The organism is Actinotalea caeni, from assembly GCF_009733795.1.
Classification (GTDB): domain Bacteria; phylum Actinomycetota; class Actinomycetes; order Actinomycetales; family Beutenbergiaceae; genus Pseudactinotalea; species Pseudactinotalea caeni.
The window spans coordinates 51,866-71,979 of record NZ_WNXX01000008.1 but is presented as its reverse complement, the minus strand read 5'-3'; the positions used below and the strand labels follow the sequence as shown (position 1 = coordinate 71,979).

At 73.9% G+C, this 20,114-nt stretch carries 15 protein-coding genes; 11 read left to right on the top strand and 4 right to left on the bottom strand.

Annotation, left to right across the window (positions count from 1 at the left end):
* The first annotated feature begins 48 nt into the window (after positions 1-48).
* A complete protein-coding gene (locus GPA02_RS08910; RefSeq protein ID WP_156199569.1) occupies positions 49-1,164 on the top strand; it encodes a fatty acid desaturase family protein in 1,116 nt (371 codons plus the stop codon).
* Positions 1,165-1,206: 42 nt separating this feature from the next.
* Here the strand turns inward: GPA02_RS08910 and GPA02_RS08905 are convergent, their stop codons facing one another.
* Positions 1,207-4,056 (bottom strand): glycoside hydrolase family 2 protein, encoded by a 2,850-nt coding sequence (locus GPA02_RS08905; protein ID WP_156199568.1) that lies wholly within the window; start codon positions 4,054-4,056, stop codon positions 1,207-1,209.
* A 102-nt stretch (positions 4,057-4,158) separates the two neighbouring features.
* Positions 4,159-5,577 carry an MFS transporter gene (locus GPA02_RS08900; RefSeq protein ID WP_170296838.1) on the bottom strand — a complete coding sequence of 473 codons (1,419 nt, stop codon included), beginning with the start codon at positions 5,575-5,577 and terminating at the stop codon, positions 4,159-4,161.
* Positions 5,578-5,667: 90 nt separating this feature from the next.
* Between GPA02_RS08900 and GPA02_RS08895 the strand changes: the two genes are divergently transcribed.
* The gene (locus GPA02_RS08895) at positions 5,668-6,096 is read left to right on the top strand and encodes a winged helix-turn-helix transcriptional regulator (RefSeq protein ID WP_156199567.1); all 429 of its coding nucleotides are present in this window, start codon (positions 5,668-5,670) and stop codon (positions 6,094-6,096) included.
* Between the two features lie 50 nt (positions 6,097-6,146).
* A complete protein-coding gene (locus tag GPA02_RS08890; protein WP_156199566.1) occupies positions 6,147-7,034 on the top strand; it encodes a helix-turn-helix domain-containing protein in 888 nt (295 codons plus the stop codon).
* A gap of 5 nt (positions 7,035-7,039) precedes the next feature.
* Here GPA02_RS08890 and GPA02_RS08885 read toward each other — a convergent pair whose 3' ends face one another.
* Positions 7,040-7,909: a helix-turn-helix domain-containing protein gene (locus tag GPA02_RS08885; protein WP_156199565.1), complete on the bottom strand. Its 870-nt coding sequence runs from the start codon at positions 7,907-7,909 to the stop codon at positions 7,040-7,042.
* A 109-nt stretch (positions 7,910-8,018) separates the two neighbouring features.
* On the opposite strand from GPA02_RS08885, the gene GPA02_RS08880 reads away from it, so the two are divergent.
* From GPA02_RS08880 to GPA02_RS08845, 8 genes are read left to right on the top strand one after another with little or no spacing between them, the layout of a single operon-like run.
* The gene (locus GPA02_RS08880; RefSeq protein WP_156199564.1) at positions 8,019-11,429 is read left to right on the top strand and encodes a DUF5107 domain-containing protein; all 3,411 of its coding nucleotides are present in this window, start codon (positions 8,019-8,021) and stop codon (positions 11,427-11,429) included.
* Positions 11,426-12,730 (top strand): cellulase-like family protein, encoded by a 1,305-nt coding sequence (locus tag GPA02_RS08875; protein WP_156199563.1) that lies wholly within the window; start codon positions 11,426-11,428, stop codon positions 12,728-12,730. Before GPA02_RS08880 ends, GPA02_RS08875 begins: the two co-directional genes overlap by 4 nt.
* A gap of 53 nt (positions 12,731-12,783) precedes the next feature.
* On the top strand, positions 12,784-14,103 hold the full coding sequence (locus tag GPA02_RS08870; RefSeq protein WP_156199562.1) for an ABC transporter substrate-binding protein: 1,320 nt from the start codon (positions 12,784-12,786) through the stop codon (positions 14,101-14,103).
* Positions 14,100-15,032 (top strand): carbohydrate ABC transporter permease, encoded by a 933-nt coding sequence (locus tag GPA02_RS08865; RefSeq protein ID WP_204986546.1) that lies wholly within the window; start codon positions 14,100-14,102, stop codon positions 15,030-15,032. The genes GPA02_RS08870 and GPA02_RS08865 overlap by 4 nt, the downstream gene beginning before the upstream one ends.
* 1 nt (position 15,033) lies before the next feature.
* Positions 15,034-15,897 (top strand): carbohydrate ABC transporter permease, encoded by an 864-nt coding sequence (locus GPA02_RS08860; protein ID WP_156199560.1) that lies wholly within the window; start codon positions 15,034-15,036, stop codon positions 15,895-15,897.
* A complete protein-coding gene (locus GPA02_RS08855; protein WP_156199559.1) occupies positions 15,894-17,957 on the top strand; it encodes an alpha-galactosidase in 2,064 nt (687 codons plus the stop codon). The genes GPA02_RS08860 and GPA02_RS08855 overlap by 4 nt, the downstream gene beginning before the upstream one ends.
* A complete protein-coding gene (locus tag GPA02_RS08850; protein WP_204986545.1) occupies positions 17,954-18,754 on the top strand; it encodes a hypothetical protein in 801 nt (266 codons plus the stop codon). Before GPA02_RS08855 ends, GPA02_RS08850 begins: the two co-directional genes overlap by 4 nt.
* 47 nt (positions 18,755-18,801) lie before the next feature.
* Positions 18,802-19,536, top strand: a complete 735-nt coding sequence (locus GPA02_RS08845) for a helix-turn-helix domain-containing protein (RefSeq protein WP_240133960.1) — start codon at positions 18,802-18,804, stop codon at positions 19,534-19,536.
* On the opposite strand, the gene GPA02_RS08840 is transcribed toward GPA02_RS08845, so the two are convergent.
* Positions 19,491-20,066: a dihydrofolate reductase family protein gene (locus GPA02_RS08840; RefSeq protein ID WP_156199558.1), complete on the bottom strand. Its 576-nt coding sequence runs from the start codon at positions 20,064-20,066 to the stop codon at positions 19,491-19,493. The genes GPA02_RS08845 and GPA02_RS08840 overlap by 46 nt on opposite strands.
* Positions 20,067-20,114 lie beyond the last annotated feature (48 nt).

The window sequence follows — 20,114 nt, the reverse complement described above, 5'->3', positions numbered from 1 at the left end:
AACCTCGCGGGTGACGACGCCGGGGCGTCGCTCGAGGAGTCTTGAACCATGACGCAGCTTCTCGACGCCCCGCCGGCACCCGCGCCCACGCGCGCGGCGCCGCGGCGCGAGCGCAACACCCGGCACCTCTCCGACTTCACCGATCTCACGAAGCGGGTGCGGGCCGCTGGCCTCATGAAGCGCTCGTACGGCTACTACGTGTCGAGGCTCGTCGCGTTCCCGCTGATGCTGGGCGCGCTCGCGTTCGCCTCCGTGCAGGTCGGCGACAGCTGGTGGCAGCTGGGGATCGCGGTGGTGCTGGCGCTGCTGATGACCCAGATCGCGTTCCTCGGCCACGACGCCGCGCACCGTCAGATCTTCGGCTCGGCCAAGGCGAACGAGTGGACCTCCCTGCTGGTGATCAACCTGCTGGTCGGGATGGGGCTGGGCTGGTGGCAGCTCAAGCACGGCAAGCACCACAACGCCCCCAACCAGGCGGGCAAGGACCCCGACGTCCGGCGCGGCACGGTCGCCTACACGCCCGAGGACGTCCGCTCCCGGAGGTTCGCTATCCAGCGCTGGTTCTCCAGCCACCAGGGCGTGTGGTTCTTCCCGATCATGATGCTCGCCGGCATGCAGCTGCACATCGGGGGTCTGCAGCGGCTGTTCGCCCGCGGTCCGGTCGACCGCCGCTGGACCGAGCTCGGGCTCATCGCCGTGCGGCACACCGCGCTCATCACCTTCGCGTTCGTCGTGATGTCGCCGCCGATCGCGATCGCGTTCCTCGCGGTGCAGGTGCTGGTGTTCGGGTTCTACCTCGGCATGTCGTTCGCGCCGAACCACATCGGGATGCCGATGGTGCCCAAGGAGGTCCGCATCGACTTCCTGCGTCGCCAGGTCCTCATGAGCCGCAACATCAGCGGCGGCCGCGCCGTCGACACCCTGCTCGGCGGGCTGAACTACCAGATCGAGCACCACCTCTTCCCGTCGATGTCGCGCCCGAACCTGCGCAAGGTCGCGCCGATGGTGCGCGAGCACTGCGAGCGGCTCGGCATCAGCTACCACGAGACGTCGCTGCCGCGTGCGTACGTCGAGGTCGGCCGTTACATCAACCGCGTCGGCCGCGGCAACATCGACGTGTGGGCCTGCCCGCTCGCCAGCTCGATGCGCTCGGGCCTCGTCTAGACCGTCCCGGTCCGGCTCGGCCGGCTCCGCCCCGACACCGGGCTAGCGGAGCAGGCCGAGCACCTGTGCGCCGTCGAACGTGTGCTCGGGTGCGAACGCCGGGCTCGCCATGTAGGCCAGCAGCGAGCGCCGGAACGCCGCCCGCACCAGCCGGTCGGGCTCGGGCTCGAGGTTGAGCGAGCAGACGACCAGCCGGCCGCGGCCCAGTCGCCCCTCGACGAGCGCGCCGAGGCGGCGAGCCTCGAACCAGGTGTCGATCGGCTGCACGATCGGGCGCACGTGCTGCGGCAGCCCGTCGACGAGCATCGCCCTCGCGCCGTGCACGAGCTCCCACCACTGCCAGTCGGTGGTCCCGTCGGTGGGGAATCCCGCGAACGCCGGGTGCTCCGGGTCGTGCAGCAGACCCAGCGTGTGCGGCGCCTGGTCGTGCGTCCACGCGGTGTTCCAGAACACCGTGGTGAAGCCGAGCGCGACGTCGTTGCCGACGTCCTCGGGGCGGACGAGCAGCAGCACGTCCGCGCCGGCCTCGGCGCGCCCGATCGCGTCCTGCGGGTCGTGGGTGACGTGCACCGTGCCGTTGGCGGCACCGTCGGCCCCCTCGGCGGCGGGCATCACCCACACCGCCCAGTCGTTCTCCAGCAGGGCGCCGTCGGCCGTGCGCAGCGTGAGCACGAGCGAGTAGCGCGCCGCCTCTCCGGCCGGTACCGGCAGCGTCGTGACGCCCCACCGGTTGTGGTTGCCGACCTCGAGGACGGCGTCCTCCGCGACGACCCCGCCGGTCACCTCGGTGCCCGCGTCGTCGCGCAGCGACCAGGTGACCTGCGCGCGCAGGGGCGCGGCCCCGAAGTGGGCGACCTGGAACTCGACCTCGAGGCCCTCGCCCGCCGGCACCACCCGGCGCGGCAGCCGCGCCAGCGGCACCGTCGGGCCGCAGAAGCGGGCGAACTCCTCGGGCGTGCAGTAGGGCTTCGGCTCCCAGAACGGGTTGACCACGCCGACGAGGGCGGTGCCCTGCCCGGGGAAGTCGGTGAGCCCGAGCAGGTGGAAGCCGCCGAAGCCCACGGTGCGCAGCGCCGACTCGACGTCCTCCTTGTAGCAGAGCAGCTGCAGCCGCCCCGAGACGCGCAGGAAGTCCTCGGCCTGGTCGGCCATGCCGTTCTCGCGCAGGAAGTCGGCGAACACGCCGAAGTTCCGCGGCTGCATGAGGCCGGTGTAGCGGTCGACCTCGGCGAGGTCGGGGTACGCGCACCACTGCCCGATCTCGTGGCTGACCACCGGCCGGTCCGAGCGTGCGACGCGCTCGGCGTAGTCGGTGCAGGTCTCCGGCGGGGCGCCGTTCATCCGGGACTCCAGCCCCTCGCCCCATCGGTGGGCGCGTGGCTCGAAGTCGTTGTCGAAGTCGTTCTCGGGCAGCACCGGCCAGCCGGCGCCGGCGGTGTAGAGCCGGCGGGGGTCGTAGGAGCGCCAGCGCTGCAGCCACGCGGTGAGGAACTCGACGTCGCGGCCGCCCGGCTCGTTGCCGTGCGCCATCATCACGAACGACGGGTGGTTGCCGTAGGTGTCGAGGATGCGGCGGGTCTCGACGTGGACGTAGTCGTCGACGGGGCGTGACTCGCCGAGCCCCGCGCCCTGGTTGGCCCACACCGGGCCCTCGACCTGGAGGTAGAACCCGGCCTCGTCGGCGGCCTGGAACGCCGCCTCCGGCGGGCACCAGGAGTGGAACCGGAGCAGGTTGAGGCCGTAGCTGCGGGCGACGTCGATGACGCGACGCCACGACGCGACGTCGGTGGGCGGGTAGCCGGTGAGCGGGAACACGCAGGACTCCAGCGTGCCGCGGACGAACGTCTTGCGGCCGTTGACCAGCAGGTGCGGCCCGTCGGTGGTGATCTCGCGCAGCCCGAAGGTGGTCGTCGTGGCGTCGTGGTGCTCGACGCCGTCGACGACCGTGACGATCTCGATCTCGAGGTCGTACAGGTGCGGCGAGAACTCGTCCCACGTCCGTGCGTCCGGTCCGAGCGGCACCTCGACGTCGACGTGCCCGCCCGCCGCTGTCAGCCCGCGGGCGTCGAGGTGCTCGCCGTAGTCCTCGTCGAAGGCGACGACGACGGGCTCGGTCGCGACGCCGTCCTCGCGGCTGCGTGCGAGGACGCGGACGGTGCCGACGCCGGCGCCGGCAGGCCCGGCCGCGAGGTCGATCTTGGCGGTCACGACCCGCCGCGCGACATCGGGGACGGCACGCACGCGGCTGATCCGCACCGCCGGCTCGGCCGTGAGGGTCAGTGCGCCGACGACGCCGTTCCAGTTCCCCTGCGTGTGGTCGGTGACGCTGTGGGCGTTGGGGCCGACGTCGACGACCATGCGGTTGTCGACGCGCAGCGTCAGCAGGTGGGTGCCGGGGGAGAGATGGCCGAGGTCGTGGGCGTGCGGCGTCGTCAGGCTGTCGGCGCGCCCGACCAGGCGCCCGTCGACCCAGACCGTCGACTCCCAGTGCACCCGCTCCAGGCGCAGCACGACCGGGCGGTCCGCCCAGTCGGCCGGGACCACGATCTCGCGCTGGAACCAGGCGGCGCCCCGGTAGTACACCCGGGGCTGCAGCCAGAACGGGATCGAGATGTCGCCGGGCTGCCGGTAGGGCTCGTAGCGCTCGTCGTCGAAGAACGACCGGTCGGCGATGCTCCCGGTCCACGGGGTGTCGAGCGCGATCTCGTCGCCGATGCCCTGCTCCTGGATCGAGCCCGGCAGCGTCACCTCGTGCTCGGCGGCCAACGGTGCGAGGAACCACTGCTCGCGCTCGCCCACGCCGTCCGGGTCGAGCCGGCAGGCCCACGTGCCGGCGAGGTCGACCTCCCGGCGATCGGTGACGGCGTCGGAGAGCCGGGGTGCGGTGGTCATGGCGCTTCCTCCTTCGGACCCGCTGAGCTAGCACGACGCTAGGGCCGCTCACCGCGACGCGGGATAGCGGATCCCGCGCGGTCCATGGACGAAACGACGGCATCAGCCGACGGGGCGCGTGAGCCGGCGCTGCCGCCTCGAGGCCGCCAGCCCGATCACGAGCGCGAGCCCGGTGGCGACCGCCGGGACCAGGAGGGCGCGGGTGTGGTCGGCGAGCGCCGGGGGTCCGTCGCCGGCCACCAGCACGGCGGTCACGAGTGCGAGACCGAGCGCCCCGCCGAACTGGAACGCCGTGTAGACGACGCCACCGGCGACGCCGTGCTCGTCCTCCCGGATGCCCTCGGTCGCTGCGTCGGTGAGCGGGCCGTACACCAGCGCGAACGCGACGGCGACGAGCAGGAGCGAGGGCAGCAGGTCGAGGTAGGCCCAGTCGTCGGTCAGCCGGAGGACGAGCAGGTACGAGCCGAGACCGGCCGCGACGCCGAGCGTCATCACGACGGCGCTCCCGAGCCGCTGGACCAGCCGCGGCGCCAGCAGCGGGGCGAGCAGGAGGTCCGCGCCCATGATCGCGAACGTGAGGCCCACCTCCAGCGGCGACCAGCCACGCAGCTCCTGGAGGTAGAGAGTGAGGACGAACTGGAACCCGAAGAACGCGCCCATGAACAGCAGGCCGACGGCGCCGGCGTGCGCGAGCAGCCCCTCCCGCAGCAGGCCGAGCCGGACGAGCGGCGCGGCGGCCCGGCGCTCGACGACGACGAACGCCACGAACAGCGCGGCCGCGAGGACGGCGCCGGCGAGCGCGCCGGGCGACAGCCCGCCCTCGCTCGCGCTCACGACCGCGAGCACGAGGGCGACCATGCCGCCGGTCGCGGTGACCGCCCCGGCCAGGTCGAAGCTGCCCACGAGGCTCGCGCGCGGCCCGTCCGCCCGGATCGGACGGACCGCCACGGCGAGCAGCGCCAGCCCGATGACCACCGGGGCGAAGAAGACCCAGCGCCAGCCGACGCTGGTGAGCGCGCCGCCCGCGACCGTGCCGAGCGTGAAGCCCGCGGCGCCGACCGCTCCGTACACCGCCAGGGCGCGCGTGCGCAGCGGGCCCTCGGGAAAGCTCGTGGTGACGATGCTGAACCCGGCCGGGGTCAGGAAGGCGGCAGCCACACCCGTGGCGAACCGGGCTACGACGAGGATCCAGCCGGCGGTGGCGACCCCGCCGAGGACCGAGAATCCGATGAAGACCACGAGCGCGCCGAGGAAGACGCGGCGCCTCCCGACGAGGTCGGAGACCCTGCCTCCCAGGAGCATGAACCCGGCGTAGCCCAGCACGTACGCGCTGATGATCCAGTGCGCGTCGTGGTCGGCCACCCCCAGGTCGTCGCTGATCACGGGCACGGCGACGTTGAGCATCGCGATGTCGATCCCCTCGAGGAAGAGGGCGCCGCACACGACGAGCAGCAGCGCCCAGGCGCGAGCGGTCATCCGCTCGGCTCGTCGCGGGGAGGGGGTGGAGGTGGCAGCGGTCATGGCCTGCTTCCGGTGCTCAGAGTGCTCACGCACGGAACGTGCGCCTGGTTACCTCTTGTAACCAGCTGGAGTCTGCGGCACCCTCGGGTCATGACGGAAGAAGGCACTTCGACCTCACCCGGTCACACCGAGGTGACCGACGCCTGCGACACGGGGTGGGACGTCCTCCAGTGGGACGCGCGGGAGGGCTGCGAGGTCCGCCAGATCCTCGACCGTGTCGCCGACAAGTGGTCGCTGCTCGTCATCGCGCTGCTGCGCGAGGACACGCTCCGGTTCAGCGAGCTGCGCCGGGCGATCGACGGCATCAGCCAGCGGATGCTCACCGTCACGCTCCGGAACCTCGAGCGTGACGGGCTCGTGACGCGCACGGTGTACCCCGAGGTCCCGCCGCGGGTCGAGTACCGCGTGTCTCCTCTCGGGCTGACGCTGCTCGGGACGATCGAGTCGCTCGTGACGTGGACCGAGGAGCACCAGCTCGAGATCGCGCGGGCGCGAGCGGAGTTCGACGCGGCGCGCTGACGACAGCGCCGGGTTTGACCTGCCGGCGACGAGCGGATTGCATGCCGCCCATGGAGGAAGCGGCGGTGCCGGACACGCTGGTCGGCGACGGGTTCGCGGGCCAGCGGATGGTCGTGGTCGCCCGCCCGGTGGTGCGGGCGGCGCTCACCCGGCCGGTGACCGGGTCGCTGCTGGTCACCGACGCCGGCTTCTTCCCGCGCGCCAGTCGCCACGGGCGGCGTCGACCTGCGGGGTGCGAGGAGCACATCCTGCTGGTCTGCACCGACGGCGGCGGGCAGTGCACCACCCCGGCGGGGACGGTCACGGTCGAGCGCGGCGACGCGGTCGTGATCCCCGCGGGGCAGCCGCACGAGTACCGCGCGTCGGACCACGCGCCGTGGACGCTGTGGTGGTTGCACGTCGCCGGTGCGCAGGCGGGCGAGGTCGTGCGCGCGGCGCTCGAGGCGGCGGGCTCCGCCGTCGTCCACCTGCGCGACGCGGCCGCGGTCGCGAGCCTGGTCTCGCAGGTGATCGACCACCTCGACGCCGGGACCTCGGGCGACCTGGTGCGGGCGAGCGGGCTCGCGTGGAACGCCCTCACGCACGTGGTCGCGACCGGTCGCCGCACGCGCGGCAGCGCCACGACGCCGGTCGAGCAGGCGCTGGAGCACCTGCGCGCGACGACGCCGCGCCGCACCTCGGTCGCGTCGCTCGCCGCGATGGTCGGGCTCAGCGCCTCCCAGCTCGGCACCCTGTTCCGGCAGCAGGTCGGCGTACCGCCCGTGCGCTACCAGCGCGACCTGCGGATGGCGCGGGCGCGCGAGCTGCTCGACACGACCTCGCTGCCGGTGGCCTCGGTCGCCCAGGCGTGCGGCTACGACGACCCGCTGTACTTCTCGCGGCAGTTCCACCGCGCGAACGGGCTCTCGCCCACGGCGTTCCGCGACCGGTCGCGGTAGCCGTTCTACGTGCCGGCCCGCTCCCTGAACACGGTCGGGCTGCAGGCGTGCACGGCGCGGAACTGGCGCGAGAAGTAGAACGGGTCGTCGTAGCCGACGGCGCGCGCGACGTCGGCGACCGGCATCGACGTCGTCATCAGCAGCTCGGAGGCCCGCGCGATCCGCAGCCGCTTGACGTACTCGATGACGCCGCCGCCGGTCGCCTTGCGGAACAGCGCCGCGAAGTGGGACGTGCTCAGCCCGACGCGTGCCGCGAGGTCGCCGACCCGCACCGGGGTGTCCAGGTGGTCGCGCAGGTAGGCCTGCGCGGCCCGCACGGGCTCGGTGCGCTCCTGGCTGCCCGCCGCGGCGTCGGCCGCCAGCTGCGCCAGCACCGACCATGCCGCACCCGAGGCGCGCAGCAGGCTGGGCACGGTCTCGTCGGTCTCCAGCGCGGCCAGCGCCCGCTCGAGCTCGCCGACGACGCGCAGCGGCTCGTGGGTGTCGACGACGGCGGCGAGGCCGTCGGGAGCGACCGCCCGCTCGACGTCGGCCACGTCCTCGCCGCGCACGTGCATCCATGTGATCGTCCATGGGTCGTCGTCGTGGCTCCAGTACCGGTGCGGCGTGCGCGCCGGGATCACCAGCGCCTGGCCCGGCCCCACCCTGAGCAACCGGTCGCCCGACCGGCACGCACCGCGGCCGGAGGAGGCGACGATGACGATCGTGCCGCGCGAGCCGTGCTGCCGTGTGGCGCCGTGGTGCAGGGCGTGCGGGTAGTAGCCGGCGTCGGTCACGAGCAACCGGCGGGTCAGGCCGGACGCGAGCGCGGTGCGCACGACGTCGGGCGGCAGTACCCGGCGCCGCTCGCCCGGGAACCCCTCGCGGATCCGCATGGCGCCGACCCTAGCGGTCCCGTAAGTGGCTGCGGATCATCGGATCGTCCAGGCAATGCCGTCGTTCTCTGCATTCTCCGGCGGCGGGGCGGCTTCCTACGGTGGTGCCATGCTCGATGTGGAGACCTCGACGGCACAGCTTGCGCTGCCGCCCCGGCCCGCCCACCTCTCCGACGCACCGGTCGCGGTCTGGGAGGAGCCGCTGACGCTGCCGACCTACGAGCCGATGCCGCCCGAGCGCTACCCCTCCTACCTCGACCGTCGCGTCTACCAGGGCTCCTCCGGCCGGGTCTACCCGCTGCCGTTCCACCACCGGATCGCGACCGAGCCGACCCCGCGCACGTGGCGTGCGGTCCACCTCGAGAACGCCTGGGTCCGGGTCGTGGTGCTCCCGGAGCTCGGCGGCCGGCTGCACGTCGCGCGCGACCTGGCCTCCGGCGTCGACCTGTTCTACTGCAACCCCGTCATCAAGCCCGCCCTCGTCGGTCTCGCCGGCCCCTGGATCGCCGGCGGCATCGAGCTCAACTGGCCGCAGCACCACCGGCCCGCCACCTACCTGCCGACCGACTACCACCTGGCGACCGAGGACGACGGCTCGGCGGTCGTGTGGTGCTCCGACCACGACCCGTTCGCCCGCATGAAGGGCATGCACGGGTTCCGGCTGCGCCCGGACTCCAGCGCGATCGAGCTCGACGTGCGGCTCTACAACCGCACCGAGCTCACCCAGACGTTCCTGTGGTGGGCCAACGTCGCCGCCCGCGTCGACGACGACTACCAGTCGTTCTTCCCGCACGACGTCCGGCACGTGGCCGACCACGCCCGGCGTGCGGTCACGGCGTTCCCGCACGCCGACAACCCCTACTACGGCATCGACTACGCCGCTCGGGCCGGGGAGGTGCGGCACGCGTCCGACGGCACCGAGGTCACCGGCGACCGGCTCGACTGGTACTCGAACATCCCGGTGCCGACCTCCTACATGGTGCTCGGCTCCGCGGAGGACTTCTTCGGCGGCTACGACCACGCCACCCGGGTCGGGTTCGTGCACGTGGCCGACCACCACATCGCGGTCGGCAAGAAGCAGTGGACCTGGGGCAACGCACCGTTCGGGCACGCGTGGGACGCCAACCTCTCCGACGACGGCGCCCACTACATCGAGCTGATGGCCGGCGTGTTCACCGACAACCAGCCCGACTTCGCCTACCTCGCGCCGGGCGAGACCAAGGTCTTCACGCAGCGCTGGTACCCGATCCGCGAGCTCGGGCCGATCGACCGCGCCACGGCCGATGCGGCCGTCTCGTTGCGCCGCGCCGACGGCTCCGCCCACGTGGGCGTCGTCGTCACCCGGTCGCTCGCGGGCGTCCGCGTCGAGGTGTCGGCCGACGGCGAGCAGGTCGCCGAGCACGTCGTCGACCTCGACCCGGCGACCCCCTACCGGGCCGAGCACGCGCTGCCCAGCGGTGCCGGGCCGGTCACCGTGACCGTGCGGCACGAGGGGCGCACGCTGGTCACCTGGACCGAGCCGCAGCCCACCGACCCGGGGCCGGAGCCCGACCCGGCCACCGAGCCGCCGCTGCCGCACGAGATCGAGGCGGTCGAGGAGCTCGCGATGGTGGCGACCCACCTCGAGCTCTACCGCCACGCCACCCGCTCGCCGGTGCCGTACTGGCGCGAGGCGCTGCGGCGCGACCCCGAGCACGTCGAGAGCCTGCTCGGGCTCGCGCAGCGCGCCTACGCCGCGCGCGACCTGGAGACCGCCGACGAGCTGCTCGCGCGCGCGACCGCGCGGCTGACGCGCCGCCACGCCAACCCCCGCGACACCCGCGCCCTCTACCTGCACGGGCTCGTCCGCGAGGCGATGGGCGACGACAGCGGCGCCTACGACCGGTACGGCCGGGCGCTGTGGATGCGGCTGTGGCGCGCGCCCGCCGGGTACCGCATGGCCCGTATCGACGCCCGGCACGGCCGCGACGCCGACGCGCTGCACCGTGTCGAGGACGTGCTGCGCAGCGAGCCCGACCACCTGCAGGCCCGTGCGGTCGCCGTCGTCGCGCACGACCGGCTCGGCCACCGCGACGCCGCCGCCGCGGCGCTGGCGGAGGCGCGCGCGCTCGACCCGCTCGACCCCGTGCTGCTCGCGCTCGCCGGCGAGCAGCCGAGCGAGGACGCCCAGACCTGCCTCGACACCGCGATCGAGCTCGCGGACCTGGGCGAGCACGACCGCGCGCTCGCCTGCCTCGACGCCGCCGACGAGCGCGAGCGGCACCGCCCGCTCGGCCAGACGGCGGCCGGGCCGCTGATCGCCTACCACCGCGCGCACGTGCTCGCGCTGGCCGGGCGGCACGCCGAGGCCGCCGCCGAGCGCGCGCGGGCCGCGACCCTCGACCCCGCCGACTGCTACCCGTCGCGGCTCGCGGACGCCGCCGTGCTCGCCGAGGCCGCCGCGGCCGACCCGGCCGACCACCGCGCCCGCGCCCTGCTCGGGCACTGGAGCTACGCCGTCGGGCGCCACGACGAGGCGGCACGCCTGTGGCGGGAGAGCGCCGCGACCGAGCCGGGCGACGCCGTCGTGCGGCGCAACCTCGGGCTGTGGACGGCGAACGACCAGGGCGACCCCGCGGCCGCCGTCGAGCACTACGAGGCCGCGATCGCGAGCCGGCCCGACGACGCCCGGCTGCTCTACGAGCGCGACCAGCTCGCGGCGCTGCTGGGGGAGTCGCCGGCGCAGCGGCTCGCGCGGCTCGAGGCGCATGCCGACCTGCTCGCCGAGCGGGTCGACCTCACGGTCGAGTACCTGCACCTGCTGATCAGCGCCGGCCGCGCCGCCGACGCGCTGCCGCTGCTCACCGACGGCCGGTTCCAGGCCTGGGAGGGCGGCGAGGGTCAGGTGCTCGCCGCGTGGGAGCGCACGCGCACCCAGCTCGCGCTCGACGCGCTCGCCGACGGCGACGCCGAGGCCGCGGTCGCGCACCTGCAGGCCGCGCTCGAGCCGCCCGCGAACCTCGGCGAGGCGCGGCACCCGCTCGCGAGCACCGCGGCGCTGCGGCAGCAGCTCGGCGACGCGCTCGCCGCCGCCGGCCGCACCGAGGAGGCCCGGCAGGCGTGGGAGGACGCCGCCGGCCAGCGGGGTGACTTCCTCGGCATGAGCACCGCCGAGCACAGCGAGACCACGTACTGGTCGGTGCTCGCCCTGCGCAGGGTCGGGCGGCACGCCGAGGCCGACGCGCTCGCCGAGGAGCTGCGCGCGTTCCGGGACCGCTACGCCGCCACCGCGCCGACGGTCGACTACTTCGCCACCTCGCTGCCGGACCTGCTGCTCTTCAGCGGCGACCCGGTGGCGGCACGCGACCGGCGGGTGGCGGTGTTCGACGCCCAGCTCGCGCTGCTCGCCGGCGACCGCGACGCGGCCGAGCGGCTGCTCGACCGTCCCGAGATGCTCGCCGAGCGGCACGCCGCCGACCTGCGGCACGCCCTCGGCCGGCTCGGCGAGCGCCTCCTCGTGGGAGCGGAGGGGATGCGATGACCGCAGACCCACGACGCCGCCCGGGCGCCCCCGACCGCCTCGTCATCACGCTGTGGGACTTCTCCTGGCTCACCCGCAGCGGTGCAGGCGAGCCGTTCGAGGACCTCGACGCGGCGTGCGCCCAGGCGCGTGAGCGCGGGTACAACACGATCCGCATCTGCGCGGTGCCGTTCCTGCTGTTCCGCTCCGGGCTCGACACCACCGCGCTGCGGCTCGAGCCGCTCGGTGCCGGCACCCCGATGGCCGACCGGTACTGGCAGCACGTGCGCTGGTACGACGTCGCGGGCCCGACCGTCGTCGACGTCCGGGCACGCCTGCTCGCCCTGTTCCGCGCGGCGCAGCGGCACGACCTGTGGGTGATCGCCTCCTCGTGGGAGTACCAGCAGACCCCGGCGTTCGCCGCCGAGCCCGCCTGGCACGAGGCGCTGCAGGCGGTGCCGCCCGACGAGCGCGCCGTCGTGCTCGCCGACGCCCACGCCGACCTCCTCGACCTGCTCGACGCCGAGGGCCTGGGCGACCGGCTGCTGCTCACCGAGCTGCACAACGAGGTGCAGGCGGGTCACCTGGTCGCCGGTCTCGGGACGGCGCCCGGTGCCGACTCGGTCGCCGCGCTCACGCCGCGGCTGGAGGCCGGGATCGCCCGCTTCCGCGAGCGGCACCCCGACCGGCCGGTGACCGTCAACTACTCGCGGGTGCCCTACGACGCGATGTCGGCGCTGCCGCGCGACCTCGACGCGCTGGTGGTGCACCCGTACGTGCAGGGCCCGCTCGGCGACCTCGTCGAGACCTACGGCCTGCGCGGCCCGGTCGAGGAGTTCGACAACGACCGTGCGCGCGAGCTGCTGCGGCCCGGCGCGCCGGACCTCGCCGACTGGCGGCTGCCCGCCGAGAAGGCGTGGAAGCTGCGGGCGACGATCGTCGCCGAGCCGGAGATGTACGTCCACGACTGGTGCGACCCCGACGTCTGGGACCGCCGTCTCTACGACCGCTGGGGCGCCTTCCGGCACATGACCCTCGACCGGCTGGCGACCTGGGTCGCGGTGGCTGCCGACGCGGCGGCCGCGCGGGGCATCCCGGTCGTGCTCGGCGAGGGCTACGTGGGCTACACACCGCTGCGCGCGGGCTTCGAGGAGGGTCCCGTCGGCGCCGAGGTGTGCCGGTTCGCCCTCCGCGAGGCGGTCCGGCACGACGTCTGGGGGGCCGTCGTCTGCTCCAACGCGGCACCGCACCACCCGATGTGGGCGGATGTCGCACTGCAGCGCGAGTGCGCTGCGCTCCTCACCGACCGGCAGCTCGTCTGAGCCGGCCGGGGAACACCCCACCCGCGCCAACGACGGCGCAAGGAAGGAACGACATGTCCAGCACCTCGATCACCCGCCGCGGGGTCCTCCTCGGCGGTGCCTCGCTCGGCCTGGCCGGGCTGCTCAGCAGCTGTGTCGGCTCCGGTGGTTCCGGAGGCGGCGGGGGTGGCGGCGGCGCCACCGGTGGCGGCGGCGGGGGCGGCGGCAACGGCGCGGTCGTGCTGCAGTCCTCGATCCAGGACACCGACCCCAAGGCGGCGCTGGAGGCGCTCGTCGGCGACTACACCGACGCCGACGTCACGCTGAACTCGGTCGCGACCGAGCAGTTCCGTGCCCAGCTCACCAACTACCTGCGCTCCAACGACCCGCCGGAGGTGCTCACCTGGTACGCCGGCTCGGTCGCGCGCGCCTACGCGAGCGAGGGCCTGCTGCTCGACGTCTCCAGCCTGTGGGAGGGCGACGGCGCCTGCGCCGGCTTCTCCGACGCGCTGCGCAGCCTGTCGAGCGACCCCGACGGCAAGCAGATCTTCGTGCCCACGAGCTACTACTGGTGGTCGGTCTTCTACAAGAAGTCGGCCTTCGAGGAGTGGGGCGTGGAACCGCCGACGACGTGGGACGAGTTCCACGCGCTGTGCGAGACCCTGCTCTCCAAGGGTGTCGCGCCGCTGGCGAACGGCATCGGCTCGACGCCATGGATGGCCTCGGGCTGGTTCGACTACCTGAACCTGCGGATCAACGGCGCGCAGTACCACCGCGAGCTGCTCGCGGGCGAGCACGCCTTCACCGACCCCGAGGTGGTCGCGGTGATGGAGGAGTACAAGCGGCTGATCCCGTACTTCGACCCGAACATGGCCTCCTACTCCGCGCAGGAGGGCGCGACGCCGTTCGCGCAGAACCAGGCGGGCATGTACCTCATCGGTGCGTTCGTGTCGCAGTACATGCCGGAGGACCAGCGCGACGACCTGGACTTCTTCTCGGTCCCGGTCATCGACGACGCGATCCCGACCGCCGAGGAGGCGCCCACCGACGGGTTCTTCGCGGCCGCGAACTCCGACAACCCCGAGGGTGCGCTCGCGCTCCTGGACTACCTCGCCTCGCCCGAGCAGCAGGAGCGCTACATCGAGATGTCGAAGTCGGCGAACCTGCCGACCTCGCCCGACGTCGACACCTCGCAGTTCAGCCCGCTCGTGCAGAAGGGCATCGAGCTGCTCAACAGCACCGAGGAGATCACCCAGTTCTTCAACCGGGACTCCTCCGACGCGCTGCAGGCCACCGCCGACACGGCGCTCACCCAGTTCCTCGCCGACCCCGACTCGATGACGACCATCCTCGAGGAGTGGCAGCGGGCGGCTGAGGGCGTCTGGGGCTCGTGACCGCGCAGGCTCCCGCCGCAGCGGCGGCTGCGCCCGGCCGGACCGGGCGGCTCGGCCGTGCGCTGCGGCGGGTGCCGCCGCTGGTGTGGCTGTTCCTCGCGATCCCGCTGGCGGTCGAGCTGTTCTGGGTGTTCTGGCCGGCGGCGAACTCGTTCTCGCTGTCGCTGACCCGGTGGGACGGCATCTCGCCGGCCGTGCCGGTCGGCGGGCAGAACTTCGTCGACCTGTGGGACGACCCGATCTTCACGCGGGCGCTGCGGAACAACGTCGTGTGGGCCATCGGGTTCGGCGGCCTGTCGGTCGCGGGCGGGCTCGCGCTCGCGGTCGCGCTCAACAAGCCGGGCCCGCTGGTCGGCCTGTACCGCAGCGCGATCTACCTGCCGATGGTCGTCTCGCTCGCGGTGACCGGTCTGTTCTGGCGCGTCATGTACGCGCCCGAGGGGCCGATCAACGCCGCGCTCGGGGCGATCGGGCTGGAGTCGCTGCGCAACCAGTGGCTCGCCGACCCGGACCTCGCGCTGTACGCGGTGCTGGTCGCCGCCGTCTGGCGCCAGGTCGGCTACATCATGGTGCTGTACCTGGCGGGCCTGAAGAGCTGCGACGCCTCGCTGGAGGAGGCGGCCGCCGTCGACGGCGCCAGCGCCTGGCAACGGTTCTGGACGATCGTGATGCCGCAGCTCAAGGGCGTGAGCATGGTCGTGTTCGCGGTGACGGTCATCGACTCGCTGCGCACCTTCGACATCGTGTGGGCGATGACGCGGGGCGGGCCGTACAACATGACGCAGCTGCTGAGCACGTACATGTTCCAGCAGGCGTTCACGCTCGGGAACCTCGGCTACGCGTCCGCGATCGCCGTCGTGATCTTCGTGCTCGCGATCGGCTTCATCATCACGTACCTGGCCCGCCAGGCGCGTGCGGAGGAGGACTGACATGACCGACACCGCCCTGCCGGCGCGGCCGCCGGTGCGCAAGCCCCGGCCGGCCCGCTCGCCGTGGCTGCACGTCGGCATGATCCCGCTGACGCTGCTGTGGCTCAGCCCGATCGTGTTCGTCGTCTTCGTCGCGATCCGGCCGTTCGACGACCTCGCCGCGCGCGGTCTGGGGGCGTTCCCGGTCTCGATCTCCTGGGAGGGGTTCCGCACCGCCTTCGAGGGCGGCGGCCTGGTGCGGGCGCTCGGCAACAGCCTCGTCGTCACGGCGGCCGGCGTCGTGCTCTCGCTCGCGCTCAGCGCGTGCGCGGCGTACGCGTTGTCGCGGTTCGCGATCCCGGGCCGGCGCACGATCCTGCTCACGATGCTCGCGGGCAACCTGCTGCCGCCGCAGATCCTGCTGGTGCCGGTCTCGGCCATCACCGAGGCGGTGGGGATCTACGACACGCTCACGGCGCTGGTCGTCGTGCAGGTCGGGTTCGGCATCGGGTTCTACACGTTCGTGCTGCACGGGTTCATGCGCGGGCTCCCGGCCGAGGTGTTCGAGGCCGCCCGGATCGACGGTGCCGGTGCCGGGCTGATCTTCTGGCGGATCGTGCTGCCGCTGTCGCGGCCGTCGCTCGCGGCGCTCGCCGCGCTCGCCACGACCTGGATCTTCAACGACCTGATCTGGGCGATGACGGTGCTGCGGACCGAGGCTCGGTTCCCGATCACGGCCGCGCTGCTCAACCTGCAGGGCGGCTACTCCAGCGCGTACAACGTCATCGCGGCGGGCTCGCTGGTGGCGGCGATCCCGACCGCGATCGTGTTCTTCGCCTTCCAGAAGCAGTTCGTCTCCGGGCTGCTGGTGGGGTCGAACAAGTGACCACGTGGACGCTCCCGACCGCGTCGGGCTGCTATGTCGTCGGGCCGGCGCCGGGCGGGCTCGGGCTGGTGCTGCACCACTGGGGCGGCCCGCTCGAGGACGACCCGGCGCCGCCGACGCCGCCCCGCCGGGCCGCCTCGTTCGTGCGCGAGGAGGACCTGCTGCCTCTCGAGGCGACGGCGCTGGGCACGCGGGACGTGCACGCCGCCGAGATCGTCGCGCGCCGGGCCGACGGCCTGCGCGGGCTGCGGCTGGAGATCGCCGGCGAGGTCGCGCTGAGCTCCGACGACGACGGCGGCAGCCACCTCGTGTGCCCGCTCGCCGACGAGGTGGCGCAGGTCGACGTCGAGCTGCACCTGCGCAGCCACCCGGCGCACGACGTCGTCACCAAGTGGGCCGTGGTCCGCAACCGCTCGCCCCACGCCGTCGAGCTGCTGCGGGCCTGGGGCGGCGCGTTCGAGGCGCCGACCGGCGCCGGGGCGAGCGTCGAGACCAGGCACGGCGCGTGGTCGCGCGAGACGACCCCGGCGCTCGTCGACCTGCCGGCCGGCACCTTCAGCACCGGCAGCCGGCAGGGGATCACCTCCCACACCGCCGCCCCGGTCGTCACCGTGCGCCCGCGCGGCGTGCCCGACGGCGACGCCTGGTCGGTCGCGCTCGCCTGGTCGGGGTCGTGGCGGCTCGCGGTCGACGTCGTGCCGTTCACCCGGCACGTCCGGGTGTCGGGCGGGCCCGACGACGAGTCCGGCGTGCTCACGCTGCCGCCGGGCGGCACGCTCACGACCCCCGTGCTGGCGGGCCTGTGGGCGCACGGCGACGGCGACGCCGTCGCGCACGCCTGGCACACCTACCAGCGCGCGCTCGCGCGCGGCACCGGGCCGGAGCACCGCCCGGTCGTCTACAACTCCTGGTACGCCACGACCTTCGACGTGCGGGTCGAGCACCAGCTCGCGCTCGCCGACGTCGCCGCCGACCTCGGCGTCGAGGTGTTCGTGCTCGACGACGGCTGGTTCCGCGGCCGCACCAGCGACCACGCCGGGCTGGGCGACTGGCAGCCCGACCCCGCGAAGTTCCCGCGCGGGCTCGCCGAGCTCGCCGACGGTGTGCGCGAGCGAGGCATGCGGTTCGGCGTGTGGGTCGAGCCCGAGGCGGTCAACCCGGACAGCGACCTGTACCGGGCCCACCCCGACTGGGTGCACCACGTCGCGGGCAGGCCGCTGCGCACGCTACGCAACCAGCTCGTGCTCGACCTCGGCCTGCCGGAGGTGGAGGCGTGGGTCGTCGACACCCTGCGCACGCTGCTGACCAGCGCCGACATCACCTACCTCAAGTGGGACATGAACCGGACGATCGCCGACGGCGGGCAGACGCGGCCCGGCGGCGACGACTGGTCGTGGCGGCACACGCACGCCTACTACCGGGTGATGGAAATGCTGCGGGCGGAGTTCCCGCACGTCACCGTCGAGGCGTGCTCGGGCGGTGGCGGCCGCATCGACCTCGCCGTCCTCGAGCGCTCCGACGTCGTATGGCCCAGCGACGAGACCGGGCCCCGGGACCGGCTGGCGATCCAGCACGGCTTCAGCGGTGTCTACCCCGCGTGGACGATGAGCTCCTGGGTCACCGACGAGCCGGACCTGCTCGACACCGAGCCCGTGAGCCTCGACTTCCGGTTCGTCGTCGCGAGCGCCGGTGTGCTCGGGATCGGCTCCGACCTGCTCGCGTGGGACGACGCGACCCGCGCCCGCGCACGCGAGCACGTCGCGCGGTACCTGCGGTTCCGTGACGTCGTCCACCACGGCCGGCTGCGCCGGCACGGCTCGCCCGACGGCGCCGCCTACGCCGTGCAGCACGTGCTCGGCGACCGGGCGGTCGTGCTCGCGTGGCGACGCGGCGACGGCGCCCTGGCCGTGCCGCTCGCCGACCTCGACGCGGACGCGACCTACCGGGTCGCGTGGGGCTCCGGGGCGGAGGCGGAGCACCGCGGTGCCGAGCTCGCTGCCGGGCTGGCCGTCCCGTGGGGCTGGGGCGACTGCGACGTCGCCGAGGTGGTGCGCCGGTGACCGTGCGGATGTCCACCGACCTCGCGCGCGGCGGCCGCTGGACCTCGCTGCGGACCGGCTCGCGGGAGTGGCTGTGGCAGAACCCGGCAGTGACGCTCGCCGAGCGCGCGGCCGCGCGACCGGGCACGCCGTTCGTCGACGCCGGCGGCGGCGAGGAGTGCTTCCCCTCGGTCGGCGGCGACCCCGCGGCCGGGCTCGACCACGGCGACGTGTGGCACCGGCCGTGGGTGGGTGTGCCCGACGACGCGGCCGCGCAGACCTGGGACGGGCTGACGCTGCGCCGCCGGGTGCGGCACGACGACGAGCACCTGCGGGTGGACTACGCCGTGACCGGCGCCCCGGGCACGCCGTTCCTGCACGCGGTGCACCTCCTGCTCGACCTCTCGACCGACGCCCGGCTGCACGTGCCCGGCACGCCCGACGTCGTGGTCCCCGACCACCCTGAGGTCGGCGCCGTCACCCGCACCAGGTGGCCGGACGCCGGTGGCTTGCCGCTCGACCGTCTCGGGCCCGACGACGGCACCGCGGTCTGCGCGGTCGTGGTGAGCGACGCCGTCGAGGTCCACGACGGCGAGGACGTGCTCGCGCTGCGCTGGGGCAGCGAGCCGGGCGCGCCGACGTCGTTCCTGGTGTGGCGCAACCTCGGCGGCTGGCCGGCGGGGGCGCCGTACCGGTCGTTCGGGGTCGAGCCGATGCTCGGCGCCGCCACCGCGCTCGCCGACGCCGCGCCGGGCGAGGCGGCGGTGCTCGGCCCGTCCGGACGGCTCGACTGGTGGCTGGAGGTCCGCGGGGCCTGATCCCGCGCCCGGCGCGCACGTCGGTGGCCGGCCCTAGGCTGACGCGCGTGGACCTGGTGCTCGGCATGCGCGAGTCCGACTCGCCGTGGATCGCCTCGGTGTGGACCTGCTCGACCGAGCAGGTGCGGTGGATGACCTCGGTCGCGTCCGAGACGTGGGGCCTGATCTTCTGGGAGCAGGACGGCGTGCCGCACGTCGAGGTGACCGGGCCCGAGACCGGCACCGCCACCGCGCCGGTCCCCGCGGGCGCGACGTTCGTCGGCGTGCAGATGGCGGTGGGCACCGCGCTGCGGATGGTCCCTACCGGTCGGCTGCTCGACGGCGGGATCTCGCTGCCGGAGGTGACGCGGCGGGGTTTCGTGCTCGACGGCTGGCGCTGGGAGACGCCGGGCGTCGACGACGTCGAGGCACTGGTCGAGCGGCTGGTGGGCGCCGGCGTCGTGGTCCGCGACCCCGTGGTCGACGACGTGCTGCGCGGCGGCCGCCCCGCGCTGTCCTCACGGAGCGTGGAGCGCCGCTTCCGCGCGGCGACCGGCTTCTCCCCGGGTCGCGTGCAGCAGATCGCCCGGGCGCGCGCGGCCGCGGTGGCGCTCATGCGGGGCGAGGAGACCGCCGACGTCGCGTGGCGGCTCGGCTACTACGACGAGCCGCACCTCGCCCGCGCGCTGCGCCGCTTCGTCGGCCGGACGGCCGGGGCGCTGCGCGCGGGCGAGGGCGGAGCGATCGCGCTCGACCCTCAGGACACGACGTCGTACACGAGCTTGACGACGCCGTTGGTGTAGGTGTCGGACTCCCGGAGCCGCAGCGTCTGCCGGGGCCGGTCGGAGAGGTCGAACGGCCGCTTGCCGGACCCCAGCAGGTAGGGGAACAGCAGCAGGTTGTACTGGTCGATCAGCCCGGCGGCCGCGAGCCGCTGCGCGAGCTCGCCGCTGCCGTGGATGTAGAGGTTGCCGCCGTCGGTCTGCTTGAGCGCGGCGACGTCCTCGGTCGAGCGCAGGATCGTCGTCGGGCCCCAGTCGCCGACGAGGGCGTCCTCGCCGATGGTGCTCGACACGACGTACTTCGGCAGCTCCTTGTACGCGGCGTGGTCCTGCGAGCGCGGCCACACCGCGCCGAACGCCTCGTAGCTGCGCCGCCCGAAGACCAGCGCCGAGGTGTCGGCGAGCTCCTCGCCCTTGAGCGAGTACGCCTCCTCGACGAACTCGGTGTCGAACACCCAGCCGCCGCTCGGGTGGCCCTCGCGGGTGCCGCCGGGCGAGTCCATCGCGCCGTCCACGGTGATGAAGCCGGTCCAGACCAGCTTGCGGGTCATGCAGTCCTCCTCAGGGTGTGCGGATGCGCTCACCGTAGGACGCCGCGG